The sequence below is a fragment of the Enterobacter sp. genome (genome assembly GCF_977039595.1).
Map to the genome: position 1 here is coordinate 73,883 of NZ_CDRQYH010000007.1, position 25,363 is coordinate 99,245.

At 54.2% G+C, this 25,363-nt stretch carries 20 protein-coding genes and 1 pseudogene; 8 read left to right on the forward strand and 13 right to left on the reverse strand.

Going from position 1 to position 25,363, the window contains the following annotated elements; all coding sequences use genetic code 11:
* Positions 1-194: 194 nt before the first annotated feature.
* Genes ACWYRJ_RS04170 through ACWYRJ_RS04180 form a run of 3 tightly spaced genes read right to left on the reverse strand, consistent with a single transcriptional unit; the run spans position 195 to position 4,230 of the window.
* Positions 195-1,976: a SmdB family multidrug efflux ABC transporter permease/ATP-binding protein gene (locus tag ACWYRJ_RS04170; protein WP_149366112.1), complete on the reverse strand. Its 1,782-nt coding sequence runs from the start codon at positions 1,974-1,976 to the stop codon at positions 195-197.
* Entirely contained in the window at positions 1,969-3,741 is a 1,773-nt protein-coding gene (locus ACWYRJ_RS04175) for a SmdA family multidrug ABC transporter permease/ATP-binding protein (protein WP_455507462.1), read from the reverse strand. The genes ACWYRJ_RS04170 and ACWYRJ_RS04175 overlap by 8 nt, the downstream gene beginning before the upstream one ends.
* 30 nt (positions 3,742-3,771) lie before the next feature.
* Positions 3,772-4,230 carry an Lrp/AsnC family transcriptional regulator gene (locus ACWYRJ_RS04180; RefSeq protein WP_023310581.1) on the reverse strand — a complete coding sequence of 153 codons (459 nt, stop codon included), beginning with the start codon at positions 4,228-4,230 and terminating at the stop codon, positions 3,772-3,774.
* A 112-nt stretch (positions 4,231-4,342) separates the two neighbouring features.
* Between ACWYRJ_RS04180 and ACWYRJ_RS04185 the strand changes: the two genes are divergently transcribed.
* Positions 4,343-5,392 carry a PLP-dependent cysteine synthase family protein gene (locus ACWYRJ_RS04185; RefSeq protein ID WP_455507463.1) on the forward strand — a complete coding sequence of 350 codons (1,050 nt, stop codon included), beginning with the start codon at positions 4,343-4,345 and terminating at the stop codon, positions 5,390-5,392.
* Between the two features lie 40 nt (positions 5,393-5,432).
* On the opposite strand, the gene cof is transcribed toward ACWYRJ_RS04185, so the two are convergent.
* Positions 5,433-6,251: an HMP-PP phosphatase gene (cof, locus tag ACWYRJ_RS04190; RefSeq protein ID WP_115874355.1), complete on the reverse strand. Its 819-nt coding sequence runs from the start codon at positions 6,249-6,251 to the stop codon at positions 5,433-5,435.
* 101 nt (positions 6,252-6,352) lie between these two features.
* On the opposite strand from cof, the gene ACWYRJ_RS04195 reads away from it, so the two are divergent.
* Both ACWYRJ_RS04195 and queC read left to right on the forward strand, forming a co-directional pair.
* Complete coding sequence (locus ACWYRJ_RS04195) at positions 6,353-8,053, forward strand: SgrR family transcriptional regulator (protein ID WP_223581443.1); 1,701 nt, start codon at positions 6,353-6,355, stop codon at positions 8,051-8,053.
* 66 nt (positions 8,054-8,119) lie between these two features.
* A complete protein-coding gene (gene queC, locus ACWYRJ_RS04200) occupies positions 8,120-8,815 on the forward strand; it encodes a 7-cyano-7-deazaguanine synthase QueC (RefSeq protein WP_008503311.1) in 696 nt (231 codons plus the stop codon).
* Positions 8,816-8,876: 61 nt separating this feature from the next.
* Here queC and ACWYRJ_RS04205 read toward each other — a convergent pair whose 3' ends face one another.
* From ACWYRJ_RS04205 to bolA, 9 genes are all read right to left on the reverse strand, one after another.
* Positions 8,877-9,275 (reverse strand): YbgC/FadM family acyl-CoA thioesterase, encoded by a 399-nt coding sequence (locus ACWYRJ_RS04205; protein WP_024906822.1) that lies wholly within the window; start codon positions 9,273-9,275, stop codon positions 8,877-8,879.
* A 99-nt stretch (positions 9,276-9,374) separates the two neighbouring features.
* On the reverse strand, positions 9,375-9,755 hold the full coding sequence (locus tag ACWYRJ_RS04210) for a helix-hairpin-helix domain-containing protein (protein ID WP_133293886.1): 381 nt from the start codon (positions 9,753-9,755) through the stop codon (positions 9,375-9,377).
* Positions 9,756-9,903: 148 nt separating this feature from the next.
* Complete coding sequence (gene ppiD / locus ACWYRJ_RS04215; RefSeq protein ID WP_455507464.1) at positions 9,904-11,775, reverse strand: peptidylprolyl isomerase; 1,872 nt, start codon at positions 11,773-11,775, stop codon at positions 9,904-9,906.
* A 212-nt stretch (positions 11,776-11,987) separates the two neighbouring features.
* Positions 11,988-12,260 (reverse strand): nucleoid-associated protein HU-beta, encoded by a 273-nt coding sequence (gene hupB, locus ACWYRJ_RS04220; RefSeq protein ID WP_002444653.1) that lies wholly within the window; start codon positions 12,258-12,260, stop codon positions 11,988-11,990.
* Between the two features lie 210 nt (positions 12,261-12,470).
* Positions 12,471-14,825, reverse strand: a complete 2,355-nt coding sequence (gene lon, locus ACWYRJ_RS04225) for an endopeptidase La (protein ID WP_023334706.1) — start codon at positions 14,823-14,825, stop codon at positions 12,471-12,473.
* A gap of 182 nt (positions 14,826-15,007) precedes the next feature.
* The gene (gene clpX / locus ACWYRJ_RS04230) at positions 15,008-16,282 is read right to left on the reverse strand and encodes an ATP-dependent protease ATP-binding subunit ClpX (RefSeq protein ID WP_455507465.1); all 1,275 of its coding nucleotides are present in this window, start codon (positions 16,280-16,282) and stop codon (positions 15,008-15,010) included.
* Positions 16,283-16,408: 126 nt separating this feature from the next.
* Entirely contained in the window at positions 16,409-17,032 is a 624-nt protein-coding gene (gene clpP / locus ACWYRJ_RS04235; RefSeq protein ID WP_010428105.1) for an ATP-dependent Clp endopeptidase proteolytic subunit ClpP, read from the reverse strand.
* A gap of 260 nt (positions 17,033-17,292) precedes the next feature.
* A complete protein-coding gene (gene tig, locus ACWYRJ_RS04240; protein WP_023310569.1) occupies positions 17,293-18,591 on the reverse strand; it encodes a trigger factor in 1,299 nt (432 codons plus the stop codon).
* Positions 18,592-18,921: 330 nt separating this feature from the next.
* Positions 18,922-19,239, reverse strand: a complete 318-nt coding sequence (gene bolA, locus ACWYRJ_RS04245; protein ID WP_021241655.1) for a transcriptional regulator BolA — start codon at positions 19,237-19,239, stop codon at positions 18,922-18,924.
* Positions 19,240-19,544: 305 nt separating this feature from the next.
* On the opposite strand from bolA, the gene ACWYRJ_RS04250 reads away from it, so the two are divergent.
* The 5 genes and pseudogenes from ACWYRJ_RS04250 to ACWYRJ_RS04270 form a co-directional block, all read left to right on the forward strand.
* A complete protein-coding gene (locus ACWYRJ_RS04250) occupies positions 19,545-20,123 on the forward strand; it encodes a lipoprotein (protein WP_023310568.1) in 579 nt (192 codons plus the stop codon).
* Positions 20,124-20,169: 46 nt separating this feature from the next.
* Positions 20,170-21,645: a muropeptide MFS transporter AmpG gene (gene ampG / locus ACWYRJ_RS04255; protein ID WP_455507466.1), complete on the forward strand. Its 1,476-nt coding sequence runs from the start codon at positions 20,170-20,172 to the stop codon at positions 21,643-21,645.
* Between the two features lie 477 nt (positions 21,646-22,122).
* Positions 22,123-23,070, forward strand: coding sequence for a cytochrome o ubiquinol oxidase subunit II (gene cyoA, locus ACWYRJ_RS04260; protein WP_455507467.1), 948 nt, complete (start codon positions 22,123-22,125; stop codon positions 23,068-23,070).
* Positions 23,071-23,086: 16 nt separating this feature from the next.
* Complete coding sequence (cyoB, locus tag ACWYRJ_RS04265; protein ID WP_014168864.1) at positions 23,087-25,078, forward strand: cytochrome o ubiquinol oxidase subunit I; 1,992 nt, start codon at positions 23,087-23,089, stop codon at positions 25,076-25,078.
* Positions 25,068-25,363, forward strand: a pseudogene (locus ACWYRJ_RS04270) (cytochrome o ubiquinol oxidase subunit III); the annotation flags it as partial. The gene cyoB and the pseudogene ACWYRJ_RS04270, both read left to right, overlap by 11 nt.

The following is a 25,363-nucleotide window of genomic DNA, read 5'->3' on the forward strand; positions in this document are numbered from 1 at the left end:
GGCCGTAGCTTACGCAGAAGGTATTGCAAGGGATGTGCCAGAAATGCAAACGGGGGGGGGAACGGCGGCGCACAGAGCATTACACGGCCTTGATAAACGAACTGGTGAAAAAAAACGCACCATGCCGGTGCATGGTGCGTTTCAGTTTTGCACCAACAGGAATGACTGTTAGTGCGCCGCCTCATTTTGGTGCATCAGGCGCTAAGCGACTCTTCATCGCGCACGCTGGCCGCCAGCTCTTCGCCCGCCAGCTGCAGCTGGTACATCTGCCAGTAGCGCCCTTTTGCTTCCAGCAGTTCACGGTGGGTACCACGTTCAACGGCCTGTCCGCGATGTAGCACCAGAATGGTATCGGCATCGACGATGGTGGAAAGACGGTGGGCAATCACCACCAGCGTCGTATGGTCGCGTACGGCGGAGAGTGCCTGCTGGATGGCCTGCTCGGTGCCGGAGTCAATACTGGCAGTGGCTTCATCCAGAATCAGGATCTGCGGCGTTTCAATCAGCACCCGCGCCAGCGCCAGGAGCTGCTTTTGCCCGACAGAGAGATTATTCCCCTGCTCGCCCAGCCTGGTATTTATCCCATCGCTAAACCCGCGCGCAAGCTCTGCCAGCTGCACTTTTTCCAGCACGTCCCAGACCTGTCCCTGAGTGTAGTCTCGTCCCAGAGTCACGTTGGCGTAGAAGGTATCGGCCAGCACGACCGGATCCTGTTGCACCATCGCGACGCCTTTACGCAACACGGTGTGGCTGAGAGACGCGAGCGGGCGCCCGTCGAGGCGGATTTCGCCGCGCGTGACCGGGTAATAGCCCATCAACAGGCTGGCTAGCGTGCTCTTACCGCTGCCGGTATGCCCCACCAGCGCCACGAAACCGCGCGACGGAACGTCAAGCGTGATGTCCTGCAGCACCAGCCGATCTTCGCGATAGGCAAACGATACGTTATCAAAGGCGATAGTCCCGCTTTGCAGAGGTTGCTCGTCATTGCCGTAGGCCTGACGCGGCCTGTCCATCAGCTCAAACACGCGCTCACCGGCGACCACCGCCTGCTGCAACATCGATTGCTGGGTGGTGAGCTCGATCAACGGCTCGTTAAGGCGTCCCAGATAGCTAATAAAGGCGTACAGCACGCCCACCTCAATCGTACCGTTTGAGCTCAGCCCAAAGAGCATCAGCAGCCCGCAAAGCACCAGCGCCGAGAAAAGGCTCAGCAGCGGACGCAGCAGGAAACCATCAAGCCGCAGCGTCTGCATACGCGCCATATAGTGCGAACGGCTGGCTTCCCCCATGCGTTCGCCAAAGCGGGCCTGCTGGCGGAACTGCTGGATGACGCTCATGCCGTTAATCACTTCGTTGAAGCCATCGTTGATGTCGGCCAGATAGGCGCGAACCCGGCGCACAATCGGCGTGCTGTAACGCTGGTAAATCACCATGACGATCAACACCGCCGGGAAGATGGTGATCGCCACCAGCGCCATACGCCAGTCAAGGCTGAACATCGCAACCAGCATCGCGCCAATCAGCGCCGCGCTGCGCAATACGGTCGCCACAACGGTGACGTACAGATCGCGGATCACCTCGGTATCGTTGGTCACGCGCGAAATTACCTGCCCAACCGGCTGGATATCAAACTCGCTGAGCGGCTGGCGAAGCGCCGCGTCCATCACATCCGTACGCAGCTGCTGAACAACGCCCACGGCAGCACGGTTAAACAGCAGCGACTGAGCATAGTGCAGCCCTGCCGCCGCCAGCTGAAGGCCAACGTAGGCCACGCCTAACCCCGCCACCAGCCCCAGGGGCAGATAGCTTTTGGCGACCATATTGTCGATGAAGTAGCTAATGAGCAAAGGACCGCTCACTTCAGCAATCGCCGCAATCCAGAGTAAAAGCACGGCAACGGAGAGCGGTTTACGCCACGGCGAGCCGTAGGCCAGCAGACGTTTGAGCGTCGGCCACATCGTTCCGAGCTTACGCATTGGCGGCCTCCTCATCTTCTTCCGGCGCATCGTCCAGCGCCGCCTCAAGCTGTTGATAGCGGTACATATCGCGATACCAGCCCGGCTGCTCGGCAAGCGTTTCATGCTGCCCGCGCTGGGCAATGTGCCCGTGCTGCAAGACCAGAATTTCGCTGGCTTCGGTTAGCGCAGACAAACGGTGGGCGCTGATAATGACCGTGCGTCCGTCGCCCCACTGGCGCAGGTTATGCAGAATTTGATGCTCGGTACGGCCGTCCACGGCGGAAAGTGCATCATCCAGAATCAGGATTTCAGCATTCAGCAGCAGCGCGCGGGCAATGGAGATACGCTGTTTTTGCCCGCCGGACAGCATGACGCCGCGTTCCCCGACTTCCGTCTCGTACCCCTGAGGCAGACGCAAAATATCATCATGAACGCTGGCCAGACGCGCCACGTGTTCAATCTCTTCCTGCGTCGCCCCAGGGCGTCCAAGGGCGATGTTGTTCGCCACGGTGTCCGAAAATAAAAACGGCGTCTGGCTGACGACCGCCAGGCGACCACGCCACTCGTCAAGCAGCAGATTCGTCAGGGGGATATCATGGAAACGAATATCGCCCTCGGTGACGTCAAAGTGGCGCTGGAGCAGAGAGAGCACGGTACTTTTACCGGATCCCGTCGGGCCGCAGATGCCCAGCATCTGGCCCGGCTGAAGCGTAAAGCTGACGTTCTCCAGCACCGGATGCTCCGTTTGTGGATAGACAAACTTGCGGACGTCGACATGCATGACGCCGCGTCCTTCCGGTACGACTTCGCTGCCGTCATTGACCACCGGCGCTTCGGCCAGCATGGCGCGAATGCGGCTGTAGGCGGCGCTGCCGCGCTCCACGATGTTAAACATCCAGGCCAGCGCCAGCATCGGCCAGATCATGAGACCCAGATACATCGCAAAGCTGGTCAATTGCCCCAGGGTAAGCGTGCCCTGCACTACCATCCAGCTTCCGCCGCCAATGGCCAACATATTTGCCATGCCGATTGCGATGTAAATCGTCGGATCGAAACGGGCGTCGATACGCGCGACGCGCATGTTTTTCGCCCCCGTGTCCGCGGCATCGGCGGCAAACAGCGCAGACTGCCGGTCTTCCAGACCAAACGCTTTGATCATGCGGATGCTGGTCATGCTCTCCTGGGTGCGATCGTTCAGCGACGAAAACGCCGCCTGCGCCAGCTTAAAACGCTCGTGTAGCTGTTCACCATAGCGATTAATCGCCAGCGCCATGAGCGGCATCGGCAGCAGGGCCAGCAGGGTCAACTGCCAGCTGATCTGCGTAGACATCACGATCAGCACCGCACAGCCCATCACCAGCGAGTCCACCAGCGTCAGCACCCCTTCCCCGGCAGCAAAGACCACGCGATCGACGTCGTTCGTCGCGCGGGCGATGAGATCCCCGGTGCGATGGCGCAGATAAAATTCGGGATGCTGTCGGCTCAGCTGGCAGTAAAAATCTTCACGTAGCTCAACGGCCAGCTGATAGGACGCACCAAACAGCAGCACGCGCCAGACGTAGCGCAGCAGATAAACAATGACCGCCGTCAGCACCAGCGTGCCAACCCACATCAACACCCGTGCGGTGGTGTAATGCTGTTCGGTGACGCCATCCACGACGTAGCCCACCACTTTAGGCGGGATCAGCTGCAGGATGGCAATGATAATAAGCAGGGCGACTGCACCGAGGTAGCGTTGCCACTCCCGACGAAAGTACCAGCTTAATTGGGCAAATAATCGCACGCGGTTTGTTCCTGAAGGTGTTTTACGAAGTTATTCAATGGGTAATGCTGTGGTGTATTTAATCTGTTCCATGGCGAAGCTTGAGGTGACGTCCGACAAACCCGGTACGCTGTTCACCAGCCGCTTGTAGAAATCATCATAGCGCTTCATGTCGGCCACCTGGACGCGCATCAGGTAATCGTACTCTCCGGCCATACGCCAGAAACCGAGCACCTCGGGCATCTCAGACACCTGAGTGACGAAGCGGCAATACCACTCGCTGCTGTGATGCTGAGTTTTTATCAGCACAAATGCCGTCAACCCCAGCCCCAGCTTTTCGGGATCTAACAACGCGACGCGCCCCAGAAGAATGCCGTCATCTTCCAGCTTCTTAAGACGCTTCCAGCACGGGGTGGTGGTCAGATTAACGGCATCTGCCAGCGCCTGCAAAGAGAGGGTACAGTCATTTTGCAGCAATGAAAGGAGCTTGCGGTCAATTTTATCTAGCATACCCACCTCGCAGAGAAAATTTTTCTCCCTTCATTCTATTTTAAAGGCCAGATAGCAACAATTTTTTCTGTGCTTTTCGCTATCCTAGGCACAAAATGACAAACGGATAACGATGATGAATAGCACCTGGGTTAAACATGCGATCAGCGAAATCAATGCCGACTATCAGCGCTCGGCGGATACGCACCTGATTCGCCTTTACCTGCCGGGATTTGACGGCATTCAGCTCTATCTGAAAGATGAAAGCACCCATCCTACCGGCAGCCTGAAGCATCGCCTGGCGCGCTCGCTGTTTTTATACGGTTTATGTAACGGCTGGATTAAAGAAGGCACGACTATCATTGAATCTTCTTCCGGTTCAACGGCGGTGTCCGAAGCCTATTTTGCCCGCCTGCTGGGCCTGCCGTTTATCGCGGTGATGCCGTCCTGCACCGCAAAACGCAAAATCGAACAGATCGAATTTTACGGCGGACGCTGCCACTTTGTGGAAAGCGCCTGCGAAATCTACGCCGCTTCTGAAATGCTGGCCCGCGAGCTGAACGGCCACTATATGGACCAGTTCACCTTCGCCGAGCGCGCGACGGACTGGCGCGGGAATAACAACATTGCCGACAGTATTTTCCGCCAGATGACCCACGAACCACATCCGGTTCCGTCATACATTGTCATGAGCGCCGGTACAGGAGGCACGTCAGCCACGATCGGACGCTACATCCGCTGTCAGGGCTACGATACCCAGCTGATGGTGGTTGACCCGCAAAACTCCGTGTTCCTCGACTACTGGCAAAACCGCGATGCTGGCCTGCGCAGCCCGGTGGGCAGTAAAATTGAAGGAATTGGCCGCCCGCGCGTGGAGCCCTCTTTCATCCCCGACGTGGTGGACGAGATGATGCGCGTGGCGGATGCCGCAAGCGTGGCAACGGCACACTGGCTGGAAACGCAGCTGGGCCGCAAAGTGGGCGCATCGACGGGCACCAATATGTGGGGAGCACTGCAGCTTGCCGCACGCATGCGCGAAGAGGGCCGCACCGGTTCCATCGTCACGCTGCTGTGCGACAGCGGAGAGCGCTACCTTGAAACTTACTACAATGCGGAGTGGGTGCAGGCCAATATCGGCGATATCGCCCCGTGGAAAGCGCAGATTGCAGAACTGGTGAAATAAAAAAAGCCAGACCGAAGTCTGGCTTGCTGGAAGGGTCTCACTATTCGGGGGAATACGGGAGATTGTTGTTGTCCAGCCAATGAGTCAAAAAATGAGACACTGCTTCATTGCGGCAGTGGCCAATAACCGGCAGATGGGGAAGTTCTGCTTTCAGCTGCGCCATCGCATTCCCCATGATCAGACCGCGACCTACGCTACCCAGCATTTCGCGGTCGTTCATGGCATCACCAAACGCCATACACTCCTGCAGCGTTAATCCCAGGTGGTCGCTCAGAACCGCCAGAGCGGAACCTTTGTTACAGCCGACCGGCAGCACTTCCAGACAATCAACCGCCGAGAAGGTCAGATGCGCCCGGTCGCCTAGCGCCTCATTCAGCTGAATCCGTAAGCGACACAGATCGTCGTGATCGCCACAGAAACAGATCTTAGTGACCGCATGGGCGGGGATCCGACGCAGATCGATAAGCTGGTACCTGAAGCCGCTGTATACATGCGCGTGCAATAATTCCGGGATTTCGCTTCCGGTAAACCAACCCCGATCGTTAAAGACGTGGATACTGGCCTTCGTGTCCCAGGTGCTGTGCAGTACGATATCCGCCACTTCCGGATTGAGATCCTGACGGTGCAGTACATCGCCTTCTATAGAATGAATTCGCGTACCGTTGCCGGTGATCAGAAAAGCGTCAAGGGAAAACGCACCAAGCAGATGGCGCATCTCCAGCACATGGCGGCCAGTGGCAAACGTCAGGGTAACATCACGCTCGTGCAGGCGTTTCAGCGTGTTCAGGGTTTTTTCCCCTAAACGGTGATCCGGCATTAACAGCGTACCGTCCATATCAAATGCAGCGAGCCGAGCCATGATTACTCCCGAAATGTGATGCGGTTAACTTGTGCATCAGTATCGTGTGAGATATACGGAAGTAATAGTGAATAGATGAAAATTATTGTTCCGGGTTTCTTATGCGCCAGCTCAATCGACTCAATCAGTATCACCGCCTCTGGCAGCCTTCCCTGGGTGCAACGCAACAGGTCACTATCAGCGAGCTGGCTGCCCGCTGTTTTTGCAGCGAGCGGCATGTCCGAACGTTGCTGCGTCAGGCCCAGGAGGCGGGCTGGCTGAGCTGGCGAGCGCAGTCTGGCCGCGGCAAGCGCGGTGAGCTGACGTTTCATGTCGCGCCGGAGTCACTGCGCAATGCGATGATGGAGGAGGCGCTGAAGAGCGGGCAGCAGCATAACGCGCTGGAACTGGCCCAGCTTGCCCCTGAAGCGCTGCGATCATTACTGCATCCTTTTTTGGGCGGGCAGTGGCAAAACGATACGCCGACGCTGCGCATTCCCTACTATCGCTCCCTGGAGCCGCTGCAGCCGGGGTTCTTACCTGGTCGGGCGGAGCAGCATCTGGCAGGACAGGTGTTCTCAGGCTTGACGCGTTTTAACGGTAACAGCAGTGAACCCACGGGCGATCTGGCGCATCACTGGGATGTCTCTGCTGACGGCATGCGCTGGCATTTCTACATTCGCTCCACCCTGCACTGGCATAACGGCGATAAAATAGAAACGGCGCAACTCCAGCGAAGTCTGACAGCGCTGTTGACGCTCCCCGCCCTGCGCACCCTGTTACAGAGCGTCTTAAATATTGAGACAACGCATCCACAGTGTCTGACGTTTACGCTGCATCAACCTGACTACTGGCTACCGCACAGGCTGGCAACCTACTGTAGCCGTCTTGCGCATCCCGACCATCCTTCGGTTGGCTCTGGCCCCTTTCGGCTGGCTGCCTTTGAGCCCGATCTGGTTCGTCTGGAAAGCCATGAGCAGTATCACCTGAGTCATCCGCTGCTCAAAGCCATCGAATATTGGATCACACCCCAGCTTTTTGATTACAGGCTGGGTACCAGCTGTCGTCACCCGGTGCAAATCGCGATCGGCGAGGCCGACGAGCTGGAAAGTCTGCGGCTGGTAAGCAGCAGCACAAGCCTGGGGTTCTGTTACCTTACGCTAAAACAGAGCGCACGCCTGAGTGAGCTCCAGGCAAAGCGGCTTATCAATATCATTCATCTCTCCCGGCTTCTCCACACCCTTCCACTAAACGAAGGGCTCATCACGCCAACTCAGGAACTGCTTCCCGGCTGGACCATTCCCGAATGGCCTGATTTATCGGGCGTAACCCTCCCTGAAGCATTGACGCTTGTTTATCATCTCCCTGTTGAGCTTCACACTATGGCCAGCCAGTTGAAGGCATACCTGGCGCTACAGGGGTGTGAACTGACCGTCATCTTTCACGACGCCAAGACGTGGGACGGATGCCTGGAGCTTGCAGATGCAGACATCATGATGGGCGACAGGCTTATTGGCGAAGCGCCGGAATATACGCTGGAACAGTGGCTGCGCTGCGATGCCCTCTGGCCGCACGTTCTTAGCGCACCGGCTTACGCCCATTTGCAAGCGACGCTGGATGCGGTACAGACGCAGGCAGAGGCGCGGGATAGGCACGCGGGGCTGCAAGCCATCTTCAACCGGTTAATGGAAAGTGCAGTGCTGACACCACTCTTTAATTATCAATACCAAATCAGTGCTCCACCAGGCGTGAATGGTATACGTCTCAATACCCGCGGCTGGTTTGACTTTACCGAAGCCTGGCTTCCCGCCCCTAAATCGTGAAGAAGCTGGTCGGCGCCACAGGCAGACGGTAACATAACGTTTTTACCGTAACAGTCGAGATGATTTATGAAACGTGCCGTCGTCGTGTTCAGCGGAGGACAAGACTCTACTACCTGCCTGGTTCAGGCCCTTCATCAGTACGATGAAGTTCACTGTGTCACTTTCGATTATGGTCAGCGCCACCGCGCTGAAATCGACGTTGCCCGTGAACTTGCCCTGAAACTGGGCGCACGCGCGCACAAGGTGCTGGACGTTACGCTGTTAAATGAACTGGCCGTGAGCAGCCTCACACGCGACAGTATTCCCGTCCCGGACTACGAACCTGATGCCAGCGGCATTCCGAATACCTTCGTGCCGGGCCGTAATATCCTCTTCCTGACCCTGACGGCGATCTACGCCTACCAGGTAAAAGCCGAAGCGGTGATTACGGGCGTTTGCGAGACCGACTTCTCCGGCTACCCGGACTGTCGTGATGAGTTCGTGAAAGCGCTAAACCACGCCGTCAATCTGGGGATGGCGAAAGAGACGCGCTTTGAAACTCCGCTCATGTGGCTGGATAAAGCCGAAACCTGGGCGCTGGCGGATTACTGGGGCAAGCTGGACCTGGTTCGCAGCGAAACGCTCACCTGCTATAACGGTATCAAAGGCGACGGTTGCGGCCAGTGCGCGGCCTGTAATCTTCGCGCGAACGGACTGAACCACTATCTTGCCGATAAAGCCGGCGTGATGGCCGCGATGCAGAAAAAGACTGGCCTAAAATAGGGCTACTTGAACGTGCTGTCACAAAACGGGTGTCGACAGCACGAGTACGCCTTAACAAGTCTTACGCGATCATCAACTCCAGCTTTTCACGCAACTCACCTTCGAGCGGCAGCGCTTTCTGCGTTTTCAGATCGATACAGACAAAGGTGATCAGCGCATCAGCCACCACCTGCCCTTCTGGATCGAGCGTCACCACCTGGCTTAACACCCCGCTTTTTCCATTGATTTGCTGCACCTGGCTTGTCACCGTGAGCACATCGCCCAGCACGGCCGGACGGCGGTAGTTGATGTTGATATTGACGACCACGAACGCGATGTTGTGCGCGGTCAGCCACTGAAAGCTTTCGCTGTTTTCCAGCCCGTCCCAGCGCGCTTCTTCAAGAAACTCAAGATAGCGGGCATTGTTCACATGCTGATAAACGTCGAGATGAAAACCGCGTACTTTGATTTTTGTCTGCATAGCGCAATAGCCTTTACTGTTATTGTAGGATGAGAGGTCATAACTGGTATGACCTCTTTATCCTGGCAAAATTTTGCCGCAGTGCAAGAAATTGCGTGATTACAATGTCAGGTGTGAGAGGTTGCGCTCAACCAGCGCGCTGCCCATGCCCGGCACCTGTTTGAGATCGTCGACCGTTTTGAAAGGACCATACTCTTCGCGGTAGCTGACGATTGCCTGCGCTTTTTTCAGGCCGACACCATTCATCGCGCGGGCCAGATCTTCCGCAGAGGCAGAATTGATACTGACCCGCGTACCGTCATCATCCGCATTTTTACCGGCGTCAATCGCTTTGGTTTGCCCTTGCACCGGCGCTGCCGCGTCGGACTTGCTCTGGGTAGTTTGTGATTTGGCGGCGGGAGCCGACGCCATCGCGCCCGCGCTCATCCCGGTGGTGGCAATAGCCAGCGTAATTAACAGTGCTTTGATTCCACATTTCATGCTGTTATCTCCTTGTTTGTTGACAGCCACGTCAAGATAGCCGCCACTTCAAACCGGCACAAACAGCAGATTGCAGAAATGGAAAAGGCCGCGAAAGCGGCCTTTAGTTTTTGCAGAGCGTTACGAAAATCTGCGAGCAGACACGTAATTACTGCTGCTGAGTCATTACATCACCCAGCTTGATTTTGGCTTCTTTACGCAGGTTGCTCATCATGGCTTCGAAGGCAATCTGGGCATTGTTCTGGGTAATTCCCTGAACCATGGCTTTCTTCTGCGCTTCTGGTAAGGTGCCGGCTTTCACTTCATCCAGCGCCAGCAGAACGACGTTACCCTGCGCATCGGTGGTGGTACCGAAGCTTGGCTTGTCCTTCGCAGGCAGAGTCAGACCAAACGCGGCCTGGCTGATAGGGTCCTGACCGGTACGGCTCAGCGTTTTCGCTTCACCGAAGCTCAGGCCAGCCGCTTTCAGCGCGTCTTCTTTACCCGCTTTCAGATCGGACAGAATCTTCTCAGCATCCAGTTTCGCCTGCTGTTCCGCTTTGTTGTGCTTAACCTGAGCGACGACCTGATCCTTCACTTCCGCCAGCGGTTTGACCGCTTCTGGCTTATGCTCGCTGACGCGCAACACAAATGCACGATCGCCGTCGACGGTAATGATGTCAGAGTTACTGCCCGGCGTGCCGTTCTCGCCCACCAGACCACCGTTGAAGATGGCATCAGAAACCGGCTTGAAGTTCAGCTCTTCCGGCAGGTTGTAACGACCAAACCAGCCAGTTTCAACCGCCTTCACGCCCGCCGCCTGCTCTGCACCTGCCAGAGATTCGTTGTCGTTGCTGGCAGCATCGCTAACCTTCTGCTGCAGCGCGTAGTAGGCATCCAGCGCTTTTTCCTGTTTCACTTTCGCTGCGATATCATCGCGGACGTCAGCCAGCGGCTTGGTTTTCGCCGCGGTGATGTCGTCCAGACGCACGACCAGGAAACCAACGGAAGACTTAATGACGCCAGAAAGCTGGCCTTTCTCTTTCAGACCGGCATTTTTCAGCTCGTCAGGCGTGGTCGCGTCTTCCAGCCAGCCCATATCACCGCCGTTTTTCGCCGAGATAATGTCGGTGGATTTCGCTTTCGCAACGGTCGCGAAATCAGCGCCTTTGTTCAGCTCATCGAGCGCCGCTTTAGCATCAGCCTCAGTTTTCGTCTGAATCACGCTGTAGCGGTTACGCTGGGGCTGAGTGAACTGATCCTGATGCTGATCGTAGTAAGACTGGATCTCTGCATCAGACGCGGTTTCCTGCAGCGCGGCCGCATCCAGCTTGATATAGCTCACGCGGAACTGCTCTGGAGAAACAAAAGAATTCTTGTTCTGTTCGTACCAGGCGTTAACGTCAGCGTCGCTCACCTGCTGTTTCGCCGCCAGGGCGTTAACATCAATGGTCGCTTCGCGTACAACACGCTGCTGTGCCACCAGCGCGGCCAGTTCGTCCGTTTCACCTTTGAGCATGAAATCGGTGCCCACGACAGCATTGATGAGCTGCTGGGTGGTCAGCTGGTTACGCAGCGCCTGAGCGTACTGATCGGCCGTCATCCCCATCTGGTTGACGATACTGTTGTAACGCGCGTTGTCGAATTTACCGTTAGACTGGAAGGCCTGGGTGGAGAAGATGGCTTTTTTCACCTGCTCATCACTAATGCCAAGGCCGAGTTTTTTGGCATACTGATCGAGCAGCGCTTCGTCGATAAGACGGTTCAACGTCTGTTGGCGCAGAGTCTTCATGTACCCTTCGTTCGCCGCCAGTTCAGAGAATTGGTCGCCCAGCTGTTGCTGCATACGGTTACGTTCACCGGCAAAAGCATTCTCGAACTGACCGCGGCTGATCTCCTGGCCATTCACTTTTGCGGCGTAGTTTGCACCACCGCCAATAAGGTAACTGCTCACGCCGGTCAATATGAACGACACGATAATGATACCGAAAATAATCTTGAGCACGAGACTGTTAGCAGCCGTGCGTAAGCTGTCCATCATGGTGTAACAACACTCCGCTGTAGGTGACTGGTTACCTGACGCTGACGGAAAATCCTGCCCGTCGCGCGTGAAGGCGTATTGTGACAAGAAAACGGGGCGATTGTCAGCCCACAACTCGCATAAACTCGCACAAATCAGGTCTGGACAAACAAAAAAGGCACATCAAATGATGCGCCCTTGTACTTTCCGGCTTCCCTGAAACGGGAGAGCAATCAGTTTACTGCGTCTTTCAGCGCTTTACCTGCACGGAAACCCGGCACTTTAGCAGCAGCAATGGTGATCTCTTTACCGGTCTGAGGGTTGCGGCCAGTACGGGCAGCACGCTCTTTAACAGCAAAAGTACCGAAGCCTACCAGTGCAACGTCGTCCCCAGCCTGCAGAGATTCAGTAACAGAAGCAATTAATGCATCTAACGCACGTCCAGCTGCAGCTTTAGAAATATCAGCACCAGCAGCAATTTTGTCAATCAGTTGAGATTTATTCACTGTTCTCTTCCTCTCTTTATAATTTATATCGCGCCTGAATCCTTCACAACGCGACCGCGCAGCAGTTATATCAGGCCTGCCATGACCTTACAACACCCGTTGTTGATGGCTGACCTAATCAGCAATCTAAATTAGCTATACAAAAAAAGGCTGGCAAGTGCGAAATCACTTACCAGCCTTGTTTTTATTGACGCTCTTTGCGCGAGGTCACTATTTTGCGGTTACAACCTGCATTCCGGAGGGTTCATTCTGCAAAGCGAGACTGAGAACTTCCTCAATTCGCTTAACAGGATGGATCTGCAGATCGGCAATCACGTTGTCCGGAATCTCTTCCAGATCGCGTTTGTTTTCGTAAGGGATCAATACGGTTTTGATCCCACCGCGGTGTGCCGCCAGCAGTTTTTCTTTTAAACCACCAATCGGCAGAACCTGGCCACGCAGCGTAATTTCACCGGTCATTGCCACATCGGCACGCACCGGGTTCCCGGTCAGGCAGGAAACCAGAGCGGTACACATGGCAATACCCGCGCTTGGACCATCTTTTGGCGTCGCCCCTTCAGGTACGTGCACGTGGATGTCGCGTTTTTCGTAGAAATCAGGGTTAATTCCCAGTTTCTCCGCACGCGCGCGTACCACGGTCAGCGCAGCCTGGATGGATTCCTGCATCACTTCACCCAGCGAGCCGGTGTAGGTCAGTTTGCCTTTACCCGGTACACAGGCGGTTTCGATGGTCAGCAGATCGCCGCCCACTTCCGTCCATGCGAGCCCGGTCACCTGACCAACGCGGTTTTCGTTGTCCGCGCGGCCGTAGTCGAAGCGCTGAACGCCGAGATAGGCATGCAGATTGTCGCCGTTAATCACAATGTGTTTCAGGCTCTTATCCAGCAGCAGCTGTTTCACCGCTTTACGACACAGCTTTGAGATTTCACGCTCAAGGCTACGCACGCCCGCTTCACGGGTGTAGTAACGAATGATGCCGATAATCGCGCTGTCCTCAACGGTCAGCTCGTTGGCTTTCAGCGCGTTACGCTCAATCTGTTTCGGCAGCAGGTGCTGCTTAGCAATATTCAGCTTCTCGTCTTCGGTATAGCCCGAGAGACGGATCACTTCCATACGATCCAGCAGCGGGGCCGGAATGTTCATGGAGTTGGAGGTCGCTACGAACATCACATCGCTCAGGTCGTAGTCCACTTCCAGGTAGTGATCGCTGAACGCCACGTTCTGTTCTGGATCAAGCACTTCCAACAGTGCAGATGCAGGGTCGCCACGCATGTCCGACGACATTTTGTCGATCTCATCGAGCAGGAACAGCGGGTTTTTAACCCCCACTTTCGCCATCTTCTGGATCAGTTTACCCGGCATAGAACCGATGTAGGTACGGCGGTGACCGCGGATTTCCGCTTCATCGCGCACGCCACCCAGCGCCATACGGATATATTTACGTCCGGTCGCTTTGGCGATGGACTGACCCAGAGAGGTTTTACCCACCCCCGGCGGTCCTACCAGGCACAGAATTGGCCCTTTAATTTTGTTTACACGGCTTTGTACCGCGAGGTACTCAAGAATGCGGTCTTTCACGCGTTCCAGGCCGTAGTGGTCGGTATCCAGGATTTCCTGTGCCTGACGCAGGTCTTTTTTGACCTTGCTGCGGGCGTTCCACGGAACCTGCACCATCCACTCAATGTAGCCGCGTACAACGGTCGCTTCAGCCGACATTGGAGACATCATTTTCAGCTTCTGCAGTTCTGCTTCGGCCTTCTCTTTCGCCTCTTTCGGCATCTTCGCCGCGTCGATCTTACGCTTCAGGGCTTCGTTTTCGTCCGGCGCGTCGTCCATCTCGCCCAGTTCTTTCTGAATGGCCTTCATTTGCTCATTCAGATAGTACTCACGCTGAGATTTCTCCATCTGCTTTTTCACGCGGTTGCGAATGCGCTTCTCAACCTGCAGCAGATCGATTTCAGACTCCATCATCGCCATCAGGTATTCCAGACGCTCGTTAACGTCGGACATTTCCAGCACGGACTGCTTGTCAGCCAGCTTCAGCGGCATATGTGCAGCGATGGTGTCCGCCAGGCGCGCAGGATCGTCGATGCTGTTCAGCGACGTCAGCACTTCTGGTGGGATTTTCTTGTTCAGCTTGATGTAGCCTTCAAACTGGCTAATCGCGGTGCGAACCAGTACTTCCTGCTCGCGCTCATCAAGCTCAGGCGAATCAAGGTACTCTGCCTTGGCAGAGAAGTGTTCGCCGTCGTCTGACAGAGTGGTAATACGCGCACGCTGCAGGCCTTCTACCAGCACCTTCACGGTGCCGTCAGGCAGCTTCAGCATCTGCAAAATAGAGGCCACGGTCCCGACGGTGAAAAGATCGTTTACACCCGGCTCATCCGTTGATGCTTCTTTCTGCGCCACCAGCATGATTTTTTTATCATGATCCATGGCGGCTTCAAGGCAACGGATAGATTTTTCCCGCCCTACAAATAAGGGTATGACCATGTGCGGATAAACCACCACATCGCGCAACGGCAATACGGGGATTTCAATGCGTTCAGAACGCTCAGGATTCATAGAGCTCTCTCTTAGTTAGTGTCCGCCAGGTAAGCTGGTCATGTCACTGTGCTTCACATAACCATTAACATGTATCCAGTATATGGGGATGTTTCCCACACATTCAACGCTATGAATACGGAAAAAGTAAAGGGGAGATAAAATCCCCCCTTTTTGATTAACTGCTTGTATGGTTTGGTGAATTATTCGCCAGATGCCTGCTGCGCTTCAGGTTTGCCGTAAATCAGCAGCGGCTTGGTTTGACCGCTAATAACGGACTCGTCAATCACCACTTTCTCAACATCTTCCATCGACGGCAGATCGTACATGGTGTCGAGCAGTGCTGCTTCAACAATTGAACGCAGACCACGAGCACCGGTTTTACGGACCATCGCTTTCTTGGCAATAGCATCCAGCGCTTCGTCGCGGAATTCCAGGTCAACGCCTTCCAGATTGAACAGCGCCTGATACTGCTTGGTCAGCGCATTTTTCGGTTCTTTCAGGATCTGGATCAGCGCGTCTTCACTCAGCTCATTCAGCGTTGCCACAACCGGCAGACGGCCGATGAACTCAGGGATCAGACCGAATTTGATCAGATCTTCCGGTTCAACCTGAGACAGCAGCTCGCCTTCGTTTGGTTTTTCGGACGTCGATTTCACCGTTGCGCCAAAACCAATGCCGGAGCCGGTTTCAACACGGTGGGAGATGACTTTATCCAGACCAGCAAACGCACCACCACAGATGAACAGGATCTTGGAGGTATCAACCTGCAGGAACTCCTGCTGCGGATGTTTACGACCACCCTGTGGCGGAACGGCGGCAACCGTACCTTCAATCAGTTTCAGCAGTGCCTGCTGTACGCCTTCACCCGATACGTCACGGGTGATGGACTGGTTGTCTGATTTACGGGAGATCTTGTCGATCTCATCGATGTAAACAATCCCGCGCTGGGCTTTCTGTACGTCGTAATCGCACTTCTGCAGCAGTTTCTGAATGATGTTTTCAACGTCCTCACCCACGTAACCGGCCTCGGTCAGGGTGGTGGCATCCGCCATCGTGAACGGAACATCGAGCAGACGCGCCAGGGTTTCAGCCAGCAGCGTTTTACCGGAACCGGTTGGGCCGATCAGCAGAATGTTACTTTTACCCAGTTCTACGCCATTGCTGGTGTCGCCGTTACGCAGACGTTTGTAGTGGTTATAGACCGCTACCGCCAGCACTTTCTTGGCCTGCTCCTGTCCGATGACGTAGTCGTCAAGGTGATGACGAATTTCATGCGGCGTTGGCAGCGCGCTGCGCTCACGGTGCGGTGCGACTTCTTTAATCTCTTCGCGAATAATGTCGTTACATAAATCGACACATTCGTCGCAGATATACACGGACGGCCCGGCAATCAGTTTACGCACTTCATGCTGGCTTTTGCCGCAAAAAGAGCAGTACAGCAGTTTGCCCGAACCATCTTTGCGTTTATCTGTCATGAGTCCAAACCTCTTTTTAAGTTCTTTGTGCCGCACATGACGACGCAAATGCCATTCTAAGACGCAAGCTGCAATGAGCAGCGTGCCGCCCTACCTTAGTATAGCGGCACACTCGCGTCGCGGGCATCAATTACGATGGGTCAACACGGAGTCGACTAAGCCGTACTCAACTGCCTCTGGAGCAGAGAGGAAGCGATCGCGCTCGGTATCGCGCTCGATCTGCTCGAGTGGTTGACCCGTATGCTGCGCCATAAGTTCATTCATGCGCGCTTTTACTTTCAGAATTTCGCGGGCGTGGATTTCGATATCCGTCGCCTGCCCCTGATAACCGCCCAGCGGCTGGTGAATCATCACGCGGGAATTTGGCAAGCAGAAACGCTTACCCTTCGCTCCTGCTGTTAACAGGAACGCGCCCATAGATGCAGCCTGACCCATACAGATAGTGCTTACATCAGGTTTGATGAATTGCATGGTGTCATAAATGGACATCCCTGCTGTAATCACGCCACCCGGGGAGTTAATGTACAGGTAAATGTCTTTTTCCGGGTTTTCCGCTTCCAGAAACAGCATCTGCGCCACGATCAGGTTAGCCATATGGTCTTCCACCTGGCCAGTCAGAAAGATAACGCGTTCCTTGAGCAGACGGGAATAGATATCAAAAGAACGCTCACCACGTGAGGTCTGTTCAATAACCATTGGCACCAGAGCCATATGGGGTGCAAAGTTATCTCGTTCGCCACTGTATGACATTTCCGTCTCCTGGATCAAAATTGAAAACACCTGCTGTACTGATTGTAACCTTACGGACGGATTATCAGCCAGTCTCATTCATCGTGATTACGTACTTATGGGGTTTACAGTGCCCTATTTCAAGCATAACAACCTTTTGTTGTTACGCTAACACCGAAAGGGCGTTTTAGCACTCTTCCTGGGCTATAGCTGCGATAAAAAAAACCCGTTGCCGCAAGGCAACGGGTTTTCTGTTCAAACTTTAAACCGTTGGGGCGAAATTACGCCTGCTGGTTCATCAGTTCGTTGAAAGAGGTCGCTTTTTCGGTCACTTTCGCTTTCGCCAGTACCGCTTCAACAGCCTGCTCTTCCAGGGCAACGTTGCGCATGTTGTCCATCAGTTCTTTGTTCTTACCGTAGAACTCGATCACTTCTGATGGATCTTCGTATGCAGAAGCCATCTCTTCGATCAGGCCTTTCACACGTTCTTCGTCAGCTTTCAGCTCGTGGGTACGAATCACTTCGCCCAGCAGCAGGCCAACAACAACGCGGCGTTTCGCTTGCTCTTCGAACAGCTCGCGTGGCAGTTCCATCGCTTGCTGCTGGTTGCCACCGAAACGCTGTGCAGCCTGACGGCGCAGAACGTCGATTTCGCTGTCGATCAGGGCAGCTGGAACGTCGATTTCGTTGGCTTTAACCAGACCTTCGATCGCCTGAGATTTCACACGGTTACGCACCGCGCCGTTCAGTTCGCGTTCCATGTTCTTACGCACTTCGGTACGCAGACCCGCTACAGAACCATCTTCCACGCCGAAACGCTTGATGAATTCTTCAGTCAGTTCTGGCAGTTCGCGCTCTTCAACTTTCTTCAGGTTGATAGCGAACTTCGCTGCTTTCCCTTTCAGGTTTTCAGCGTGGTATTCTTCCGGGAAGGTCACGTCGATGGTGAACTCTTCGCCAGCTTTGTGGCCTTTGATACCGTCTTCGAAGCCTGGGATCATACGACCCTGGCCCATTGCCAGTACGAAGTCAGACGCTTTACCGCCTTCGAACTCTTCGCCGTCTACAGAACCGGTGAAGTCGATGGTGACACGGTCTTCAGCGTCAACAGCGCCTTCTTTCTCTTTCCAGTTCGCCTGCTGCTTGCGCAGGGTATCCAGCATGCCGTCAACGTCTTCGTCAGTCACGGAAACAACTGGTTTTTCAACTTCGATAGATTCCAGACCTTTCAGCTCAACTTCCGGGTACACTTCGAACTCTACAGAGTAGGTGAAGTCTTCGCCCAGTTTGTATTCGCCTGGAACGTAGTTCGGCGCACCGGCCGGATTGATTTTTTCTTTGATGATCGCATCGATAAAGTTGCGGCTCATCAGTTCACCCAGCACATCCTGACGCACGGAAGCGCCATAACGCTGAGCAACAACATTCATTGGTACTTTGCCCTTGCGGAAGCCGTCAATACGTACTTTTTTTGCTACGTTGACCAGCTCGCTTTTCACAGCAGTTTCGATGCTGTCAGCAGCGATAGTAATCGTTACACGGCGGCCAAGGCCTTGAGTGGTTTCAACTGAAACTTGCATCTTGTTACCTCAAAAAAATCACAGTGCTCGGTCAACTCTGAATCTGTCTGTTATACCGGGATGCTCTCTTAGTGCAGATTCACATTCCCTGTCGCCAGAATCATCCCGAAGACATTCAATAAGACGCGGCATTATAGCGGCATCACTTAGGTGAGTCGAGAACGGTTGGGGCATGTTGCTGCGGCTTTTTTCACACTTTAAGGCTATTTTTAGCCTTAAAATCGCACCATCCGCTCAAAACTCAGACAAAACAAAACGGCCCGGAGGCCGTTTTGAGGAAATCTCTAAGCAACATACTGGAAAAGCTCCAGCCGTTGCAAATCCGATTTATCAGGCGATAGTGCCTGCACCGCGACAAGGTGGCGATGCGAAAACCGTATCCTGCAGACCTTCCCATTCCTTAATGGTGTAGGTATGCAGTGCCAGCGCATGCACGGTCGTGGAGAGTTCTTCCGTCAAGGTGCTGTAGATCAAGCGGTGTCGATTCAGGAAACGTTCTCCCGTGAAGCGATCGCTAACCAGAACCACTTTAAAGTGGCTTTCAGAACCTGCCGGCACGTTATGACGATAGCTTTCGTCGACGACTTCGAGGAACACAGGGTTGAACGCTGCCCTTAATTTATCTTCTATATGCTCACGTATCATCATGAAATTACTCCTCCGACAACGCCAGGATGTCACCCATCCCTTTAAATGTTAGCCGCTTTTACCGTTTCCATTACACCTTGACAACAAATATTTAGCTTTCGTCTGATTTTCTCATTCAAACGAATGAAGTTCACTGTGAGACTCATACGTTTTGTCATACACGGTTTGGGAAAAACGGTGAACTGGTCAGTTTTCGGACAAGGCGATGAATTTACATGCGTTGACCACTTCCCCTCGCCGTTGGCGATGTTATGATGACGACAATTTTTCTCTTTAAATGCTTACGATTCGTTGAGAACCCGAAAATGTTAAAAAAACTCTTCTTTCCGTTGGTAGCCCTTTTTATGCTGGCAGGCTGCGCTACCCCGCCTACCACTATTGATGTCTCACCAAAAATCACCCTGCCTCAGCAGGACCCAAGCCTGATGGGCGTCACCGTGAGCATTAACGGCGCCGATCAGCGTCAGGATCAGGCGCTGGCTAAAGTGACCCGCGATAACCAGCAGGTTACCCTCACCGCGTCCCGTGACCTGCGCTTCCTGCTGCAGGAAGTGCTGGAGAAACAGATGACCGCTCGCGGGTATATGATTGGCCCAAGCGGCGCGGTCGATCTGCAGATCATCGTGAACAACCTGTACGCTGACGTGTCTCAGGGCAACGTGCGCTACAACATCGCGACCAAAGCGGATATCGCCATCATTGCCACCGCGAAGAATGGCAACAAGATGACCAAAAACTACCGCGCCAGCTATTCTGTTGAAGGTGCGTTCCAGGCCTCCAACCAGAACATTGCTAACGCCGTTAACAGCGTGCTGACCGATACCATCGCCGATATGGCGCAGGACACCAGCATTCACGACTTCATCAAGCAGAACGCGCGTTAATCCCGCTCGCTGACCCGGTGTATCACCGGGTCAGTTTTATAAGAACATGTCCAGCCATTACTTACGCATTTTCCAGCAACCGAAATCAGCGATTCTGCTGATCCTCGGCTTTGCCTCGGGTTTACCCCTCGCGCTCACTTCCGGCACGCTTCAGGCGTGGATGACGGTTGAAAACATCGATCTTAAAACCATTGGGTTCTTCTCGCTTGTCGGCCAGGCCTATGTCTTTAAGTTCCTGTGGTCTCCGGTCATGGATCGCTACACGCCGCCTTTCCTCGGGCGTCGGCGCGGCTGGTTAGTGATGACGCAGATTCTGCTGCTGCTGGCTATTGCGGGTATGGGCCTTCTTGAACCCACCACCCAGCTTCGCTGGATGGCCGCACTTGCGGTAGTGATTGCTTTCTGTTCCGCCTCTCAGGATATCGTGTTCGACGCCTGGAAGACGGACGTGTTACCTGCAGAAGAGCGCGGTGCTGGTGCAGCAATCAGCGTGCTGGGCTATCGCCTCGGGATGCTGGTTTCCGGCGGGCTGGCGCTGTGGCTCGCCGACAGGTACCTCGGCTGGCAGGGTATGTACTGGCTGATGGCCGCCCTGCTTGTCCCCTGCATTATCGCGACGCTGTTCGCGCCCGAACCGAGTGACGTTATTCCGGTACCCCGCTCGCTGGAGCAGGCCGTCGCCGAACCGCTGCGTGACTTTTTTGGCCGCAACAACGCCTGGCTGATCCTGTTGCTTATCGTCCTTTATAAGCTGGGCGATGCTTTCGCCATGAGCCTGACCACCACCTTCCTGATCCGCGGCGTCGGTTTTGACGCCGGTGAAGTAGGCGTGGTGAATAAAACGCTTGGGCTGTTTGCGACCATCGTCGGCGCGCTTTATGGCGGCGTGCTGATGCAGCGTCTGACCCTGTTTCGCGCGCTGCTAATTTTCGGCATCCTTCAGGGTGCCTCTAACGCAGGCTACTGGCTGCTGTCGGTTACCGACAAACATACGATCAGCATGGCCACAGCGGTATTCTTCGAAAACCTCTGCGGCGGCATGGGCACTGCGGCGTTTGTCGCCCTGCTGATGACCCTGTGCAATAAGTCGTTTTCAGCCACCCAGTTCGCTCTGCTCTCGGCGCTCTCAGCCGTTGGCCGAGTGTACGTTGGCCCGATTGCCGGCTGGTTCGTGGAAGCCCACGGCTGGCCAACATTTTATCTCTTCTCGGTCGTAGCTGCCGTGCCGGGAATTTTATTGCTGCTGGTCTGCCGTCAGACGCTGGAATATACCCAGCGAACAGAACACTTTATGCCGCGCACCGAATATCACCGCGCCTACCGTTTTGCGTTACGTCTGTTAATGGCGGGCTGCAGTGCTCTGGCGCTCTGGCTCGTGGTGCTTATTATCAATGCCAGCACCTCTCTGGCACTCCCTTTCGAAGCCCTTCTGCTGGACGCAGGCGCCCTGCTTGCTATCGCCGGGATCCTGATCGGAGGTCTGCTTGATTTCATGGCGTTGCGTAAAACGCAGATGACCTGAAGAAAAATGCGAAAGGTTATTTCCCGTTGTAATCACTAACCGAAATTATAACGACGAAATAGCCGCCAGGCGCAAAAAAAATATTTGTTGTTTTGTGCGGGATAGGATTTGGAAATTATTGGCTCCTATTCCAAAACGCTATTTTTCATTAAACGATTCAGCATACGAGAGTTTGATTTTTCGTTTTTTATATGTCTTTTTATTGATAATTAATTGTTAATTTTTTGTTTATTTTCAACAATGGTTATACCAATTGCCCCTTTTAGGGTATGCTTGGGGGTCCTTTCGTTATAAAGCCCATGCCGTGCGGCTTCGGTCATAAAAACCGACATAATTTGCAACACTTGTGACACGTGCGGCAGAACCCGGTAACACCTTCCTGACACAGGCCTAATGATGTTTACAGTAATGTAACCTTCCCGTAAAATGCCCGCACACTTTAAACGCCACCAGACTCCGTGGAATTGAGGTCGTTAAATGAGACTCGGGAAATACAATAAAAGTTTGGGATGGTTGTCATTATTCGCGGGCACTGTATTACTCAGTGGCTGTGATTCTGCACTACTAGACCCCAAAGGACAGATTGGACTGGAACAACGTTCACTGATATTGACGGCTTTTGGCCTGATGTTGATTGTGGTTATTCCTGCCATTTTGATGGCTGTTGGTTTCGCCTGGAAGTATCGTGCGAGCAATAAAGATGCGAAGTATAGCCCTAACTGGTCACACTCCAATAAAGTGGAAGCTGTGGTCTGGACGGTACCTATTCTGATCATCCTGTTCCTTGCCGTGCTGACCTGGAAAACCACTCACGCACTTGAGCCAAGCAAACCGCTGGTTCACGATGAGAAACCTATTACCATTGAAGTGGTCTCCATGGACTGGAAATGGTTCTTCATCTATCCAGAGCAGGGTATTGCTACCGTGAATGAAATCGCCTTCCCGGCGAACACTCCGGTTCAGTTCAAAGTGACCTCCAACTCCGTAATGAACTCCTTCTTCATCCCACGTCTGGGTAGCCAGATTTACGCGATGGCCGGTATGCAGACCAACCTGCATCTGATCGCGAATGAAGCAGGCACCTATGATGGTATCTCCGCCAGCTATAGCGGCCCGGGCTTCTCAGGTATGAAGTTCAAAGCTATTGCGACGCCAGACCGTGCCGCTTTCGACCAGTGGGTTGAAAAAGCGAAGCAGTCTCCAAACACCATGTCTGACATGGCGGCGTTCGAAAAAGTGGCTGCACCAAGCGAATACAACAAGGTGGAGTACTTCTCTAATGTGAAACCTCATTTGTTCAAAGATGTTATTGGCAAATTTATGGATCACGGCAAGAGCATGGACATGACCCAGCCAGAAGGCGAGCACAGCGCGCACGAAGGTATGGAAGGCATGGACATGAGCCACGCGGAAACCGCTCACTAAGGGGCCGAGGAAGAAAATGTTCGGAAAATTGACACTGGATGCAGTGCCCTACCATGAACCGATTATCGTGGTTACGGTGGCTGCAATTATCATTGGTGGCGCGGCCTTACTGGCCCTGATCACTTACTTCGGTAAGTGGAGCTACCTGTGGAACGAGTGGCTGACTTCGGTTGACCACAAAAAACTCGGTATCATGTACTGCATCGTCGGTATCGTCATGTTAATTCGTGGCTTTGCGGATGCGATCATGATGCGTAGCCAGCAGGCACTCGCTTCTGCGGGTGAAGCCGGCTTCCTGCCGCCGCACCACTACGATCAGATCTTTACCGCCCACGGCGTTATCATGATCTTCTTCGTGGCGATGCCGCTGGTTATCGGTCTGATGAACGTTGTCGTTCCGCTGCAAATCGGCGCGCGCGACGTGGCGTTCCCGTTCCTGAACAACCTGAGCTTCTGGTTCACGGTTGTCGGCGTTATCCTGGTTAACCTGTCACTGGGTGTGGGCGAATTCGCGCAGACCGGTTGGCTGGCTTACCCACCGCTGTCAGGAATTGAGTACAGTCCTGGCGTTGGCGTCGACTACTGGATTTGGGCGCTTCAGCTCTCCGGTGTTGGTACAACCCTGACCGGTATCAACTTCTTCGTGACCATTATCAAGATGCGTGCCCCTGGCATGACCATGTTCAAGATGCCGGTATTTACCTGGGCATCTCTGTGCGCCAACATCCTGATTATTGCCTCCTTCCCAATTCTGACCGTCACCATCGCGCTGCTGACCCTGGATCGCTATCTGGGCACCCATTTCTTCACGAATGATATGGGTGGCAACATGATGATGTACATCAACCTGATTTGGGCCTGGGGTCACCCGGAAGTGTACATTCTGGTTCTGCCTGTGTTCGGTGTGTTCTCCGAAATCGCGGCAACCTTCTCGCGTAAACGTCTGTTTGGTTACACCTCTCTGGTGTGGGCAACCGTGTGTATTACCGTTCTGTCGTTCATCGTTTGGCTGCACCACTTCTTCACCATGGGTGCGGGCGCGAACGTAAACGCCTTCTTCGGTATCACCACCATGATTATCGCCATCCCTACCGGGGTGAAGATCTTCAACTGGCTGTTCACCATGTACCAGGGCCGTATCGTGTTCCACTCAGCGATGCTGTGGACCATCGGCTTCATCGTAACCTTCTCCGTAGGTGGGATGACCGGCGTACTGCTGGCGGTACCGGGCGCTGACTTCGTTCTGCACAACAGCCTGTTCCTGATTGCGCACTTCCATAACGTTATCATCGGTGGCGTGGTCTTCGGCTGCTTCGCTGGCGTAACCTACTGGTGGCCAAAAGCGTTCGGCTTCACGCTGAACGAAAAATGGGGTAAACGCGCGTTCTGGTTCTGGATCATCGGCTTCTTCGTAGCATTTATGCCGCTGTACGTGCTGGGCTTCATGGGTATGACCCGTCGCCTGAGCCAGCAGATCGATCCGCAGTTCCACCCAATGCTGATGGTTGCAGCGGGCGGTGCCGTGCTGATTGCCTGTGGTATCGCGTCTCAGCTGATTCAGTTCTACGTGTCTATTCGCGACCGCGATCAGAACCGTGACCTGACCGGTGACCCATGGGGTGGCCGTACGCTGGAGTGGGCGACCTCTTCTCCACCTCCTTTCTATAACTTCGCCATTGTGCCGCAGGTTCATGAACGTGACGCATTCTGGGAAATGAAAGAGAAAGGTGAAGCGTACAAGCAACCTGCTCATTACGAAGAGATCCACATGCCGAAAAACAGCGGTGCGGGCATCGTGATTGCCGCCTTCGCAACGGTATTTGGTTTCGCAATGATCTGGCACATCTGGTGGATGGCGATTGTTGGCTTCGCCGGCATCGTAATCAGCTGGATTGTGAAGAGCTTTGACGAGGACGTGGACTACTACGTACCAGTCCGTGAAGTTGAGAAGCTGGAAAATCAGCATTTCGACGAGATTTCTAAAGCGGGGCTGAAAAATGGCAACTGATACTCTGGCGCACTCAACTGCCCACGCGCATGAGCATGCGCACCACGATACAGGACCGACCAAAGTCTTCGGTTTCTGGATCTACCTGATGAGCGACTGCATTCTGTTCTGCTGTCTGTTCGCAACCTATGCCGTTCTGGTGAACGGCACAGCGGGCGGCCCGACCGGCAAGGACATCTTTGAACTGCCGTTCGTTCTGGTTGAAACCGCACTGCTGTTATTCAGCTCCATCACCTACGGCATGGCGGCTATCGCCATGTACAAAAACAACAAGAGCCAGGTTGT

What these genes read in the sequence shown, in the direction of transcription:
- ACWYRJ_RS04170 (WP_149366112.1), bottom strand. Translation starts at nt 1,976, where the DNA reads ATGCGTAAGCTCGGAACGATGTGGCCGACGCTCAAACGTCTGCTGGCC.
- ACWYRJ_RS04180 (WP_023310581.1), bottom strand. Translation starts at nt 4,230, where the DNA reads ATGCTAGATAAAATTGACCGCAAGCTCCTTTCATTGCTGCAAAATGAC.
- ACWYRJ_RS04185 (WP_455507463.1), top strand. Translation starts at nt 4,343, where the DNA reads ATGATGAATAGCACCTGGGTTAAACATGCGATCAGCGAAATCAATGCC.
- cof (WP_115874355.1), bottom strand. Translation starts at nt 6,251, where the DNA reads ATGGCTCGGCTCGCTGCATTTGATATGGACGGTACGCTGTTAATGCCG.
- ACWYRJ_RS04195 (WP_223581443.1), top strand. Translation starts at nt 6,353, where the DNA reads ATGCGCCAGCTCAATCGACTCAATCAGTATCACCGCCTCTGGCAGCCT.
- queC (WP_008503311.1), top strand. Translation starts at nt 8,120, where the DNA reads ATGAAACGTGCCGTCGTCGTGTTCAGCGGAGGACAAGACTCTACTACC.
- ACWYRJ_RS04205 (WP_024906822.1), bottom strand. Translation starts at nt 9,275, where the DNA reads ATGCAGACAAAAATCAAAGTACGCGGTTTTCATCTCGACGTTTATCAG.
- ACWYRJ_RS04210 (WP_133293886.1), bottom strand. Translation starts at nt 9,755, where the DNA reads ATGAAATGTGGAATCAAAGCACTGTTAATTACGCTGGCTATTGCCACC.
- ppiD (WP_455507464.1), bottom strand. Translation starts at nt 11,775, where the DNA reads ATGATGGACAGCTTACGCACGGCTGCTAACAGTCTCGTGCTCAAGATT.
- lon (WP_023334706.1), bottom strand. Translation starts at nt 14,825, where the DNA reads ATGAATCCTGAGCGTTCTGAACGCATTGAAATCCCCGTATTGCCGTTG.
- clpX (WP_455507465.1), bottom strand. Translation starts at nt 16,282, where the DNA reads ATGACAGATAAACGCAAAGATGGTTCGGGCAAACTGCTGTACTGCTCT.
- clpP (WP_010428105.1), bottom strand. Translation starts at nt 17,032, where the DNA reads ATGTCATACAGTGGCGAACGAGATAACTTTGCACCCCATATGGCTCTG.
- tig (WP_023310569.1), bottom strand. Translation starts at nt 18,591, where the DNA reads ATGCAAGTTTCAGTTGAAACCACTCAAGGCCTTGGCCGCCGTGTAACG.
- bolA (WP_021241655.1), bottom strand. Translation starts at nt 19,239, where the DNA reads ATGATGATACGTGAGCATATAGAAGATAAATTAAGGGCAGCGTTCAAC.
- ACWYRJ_RS04250 (WP_023310568.1), top strand. Translation starts at nt 19,545, where the DNA reads ATGTTAAAAAAACTCTTCTTTCCGTTGGTAGCCCTTTTTATGCTGGCA.
- ampG (WP_455507466.1), top strand. Translation starts at nt 20,170, where the DNA reads ATGTCCAGCCATTACTTACGCATTTTCCAGCAACCGAAATCAGCGATT.
- cyoA (WP_455507467.1), top strand. Translation starts at nt 22,123, where the DNA reads ATGAGACTCGGGAAATACAATAAAAGTTTGGGATGGTTGTCATTATTC.
- cyoB (WP_014168864.1), top strand. Translation starts at nt 23,087, where the DNA reads ATGTTCGGAAAATTGACACTGGATGCAGTGCCCTACCATGAACCGATT.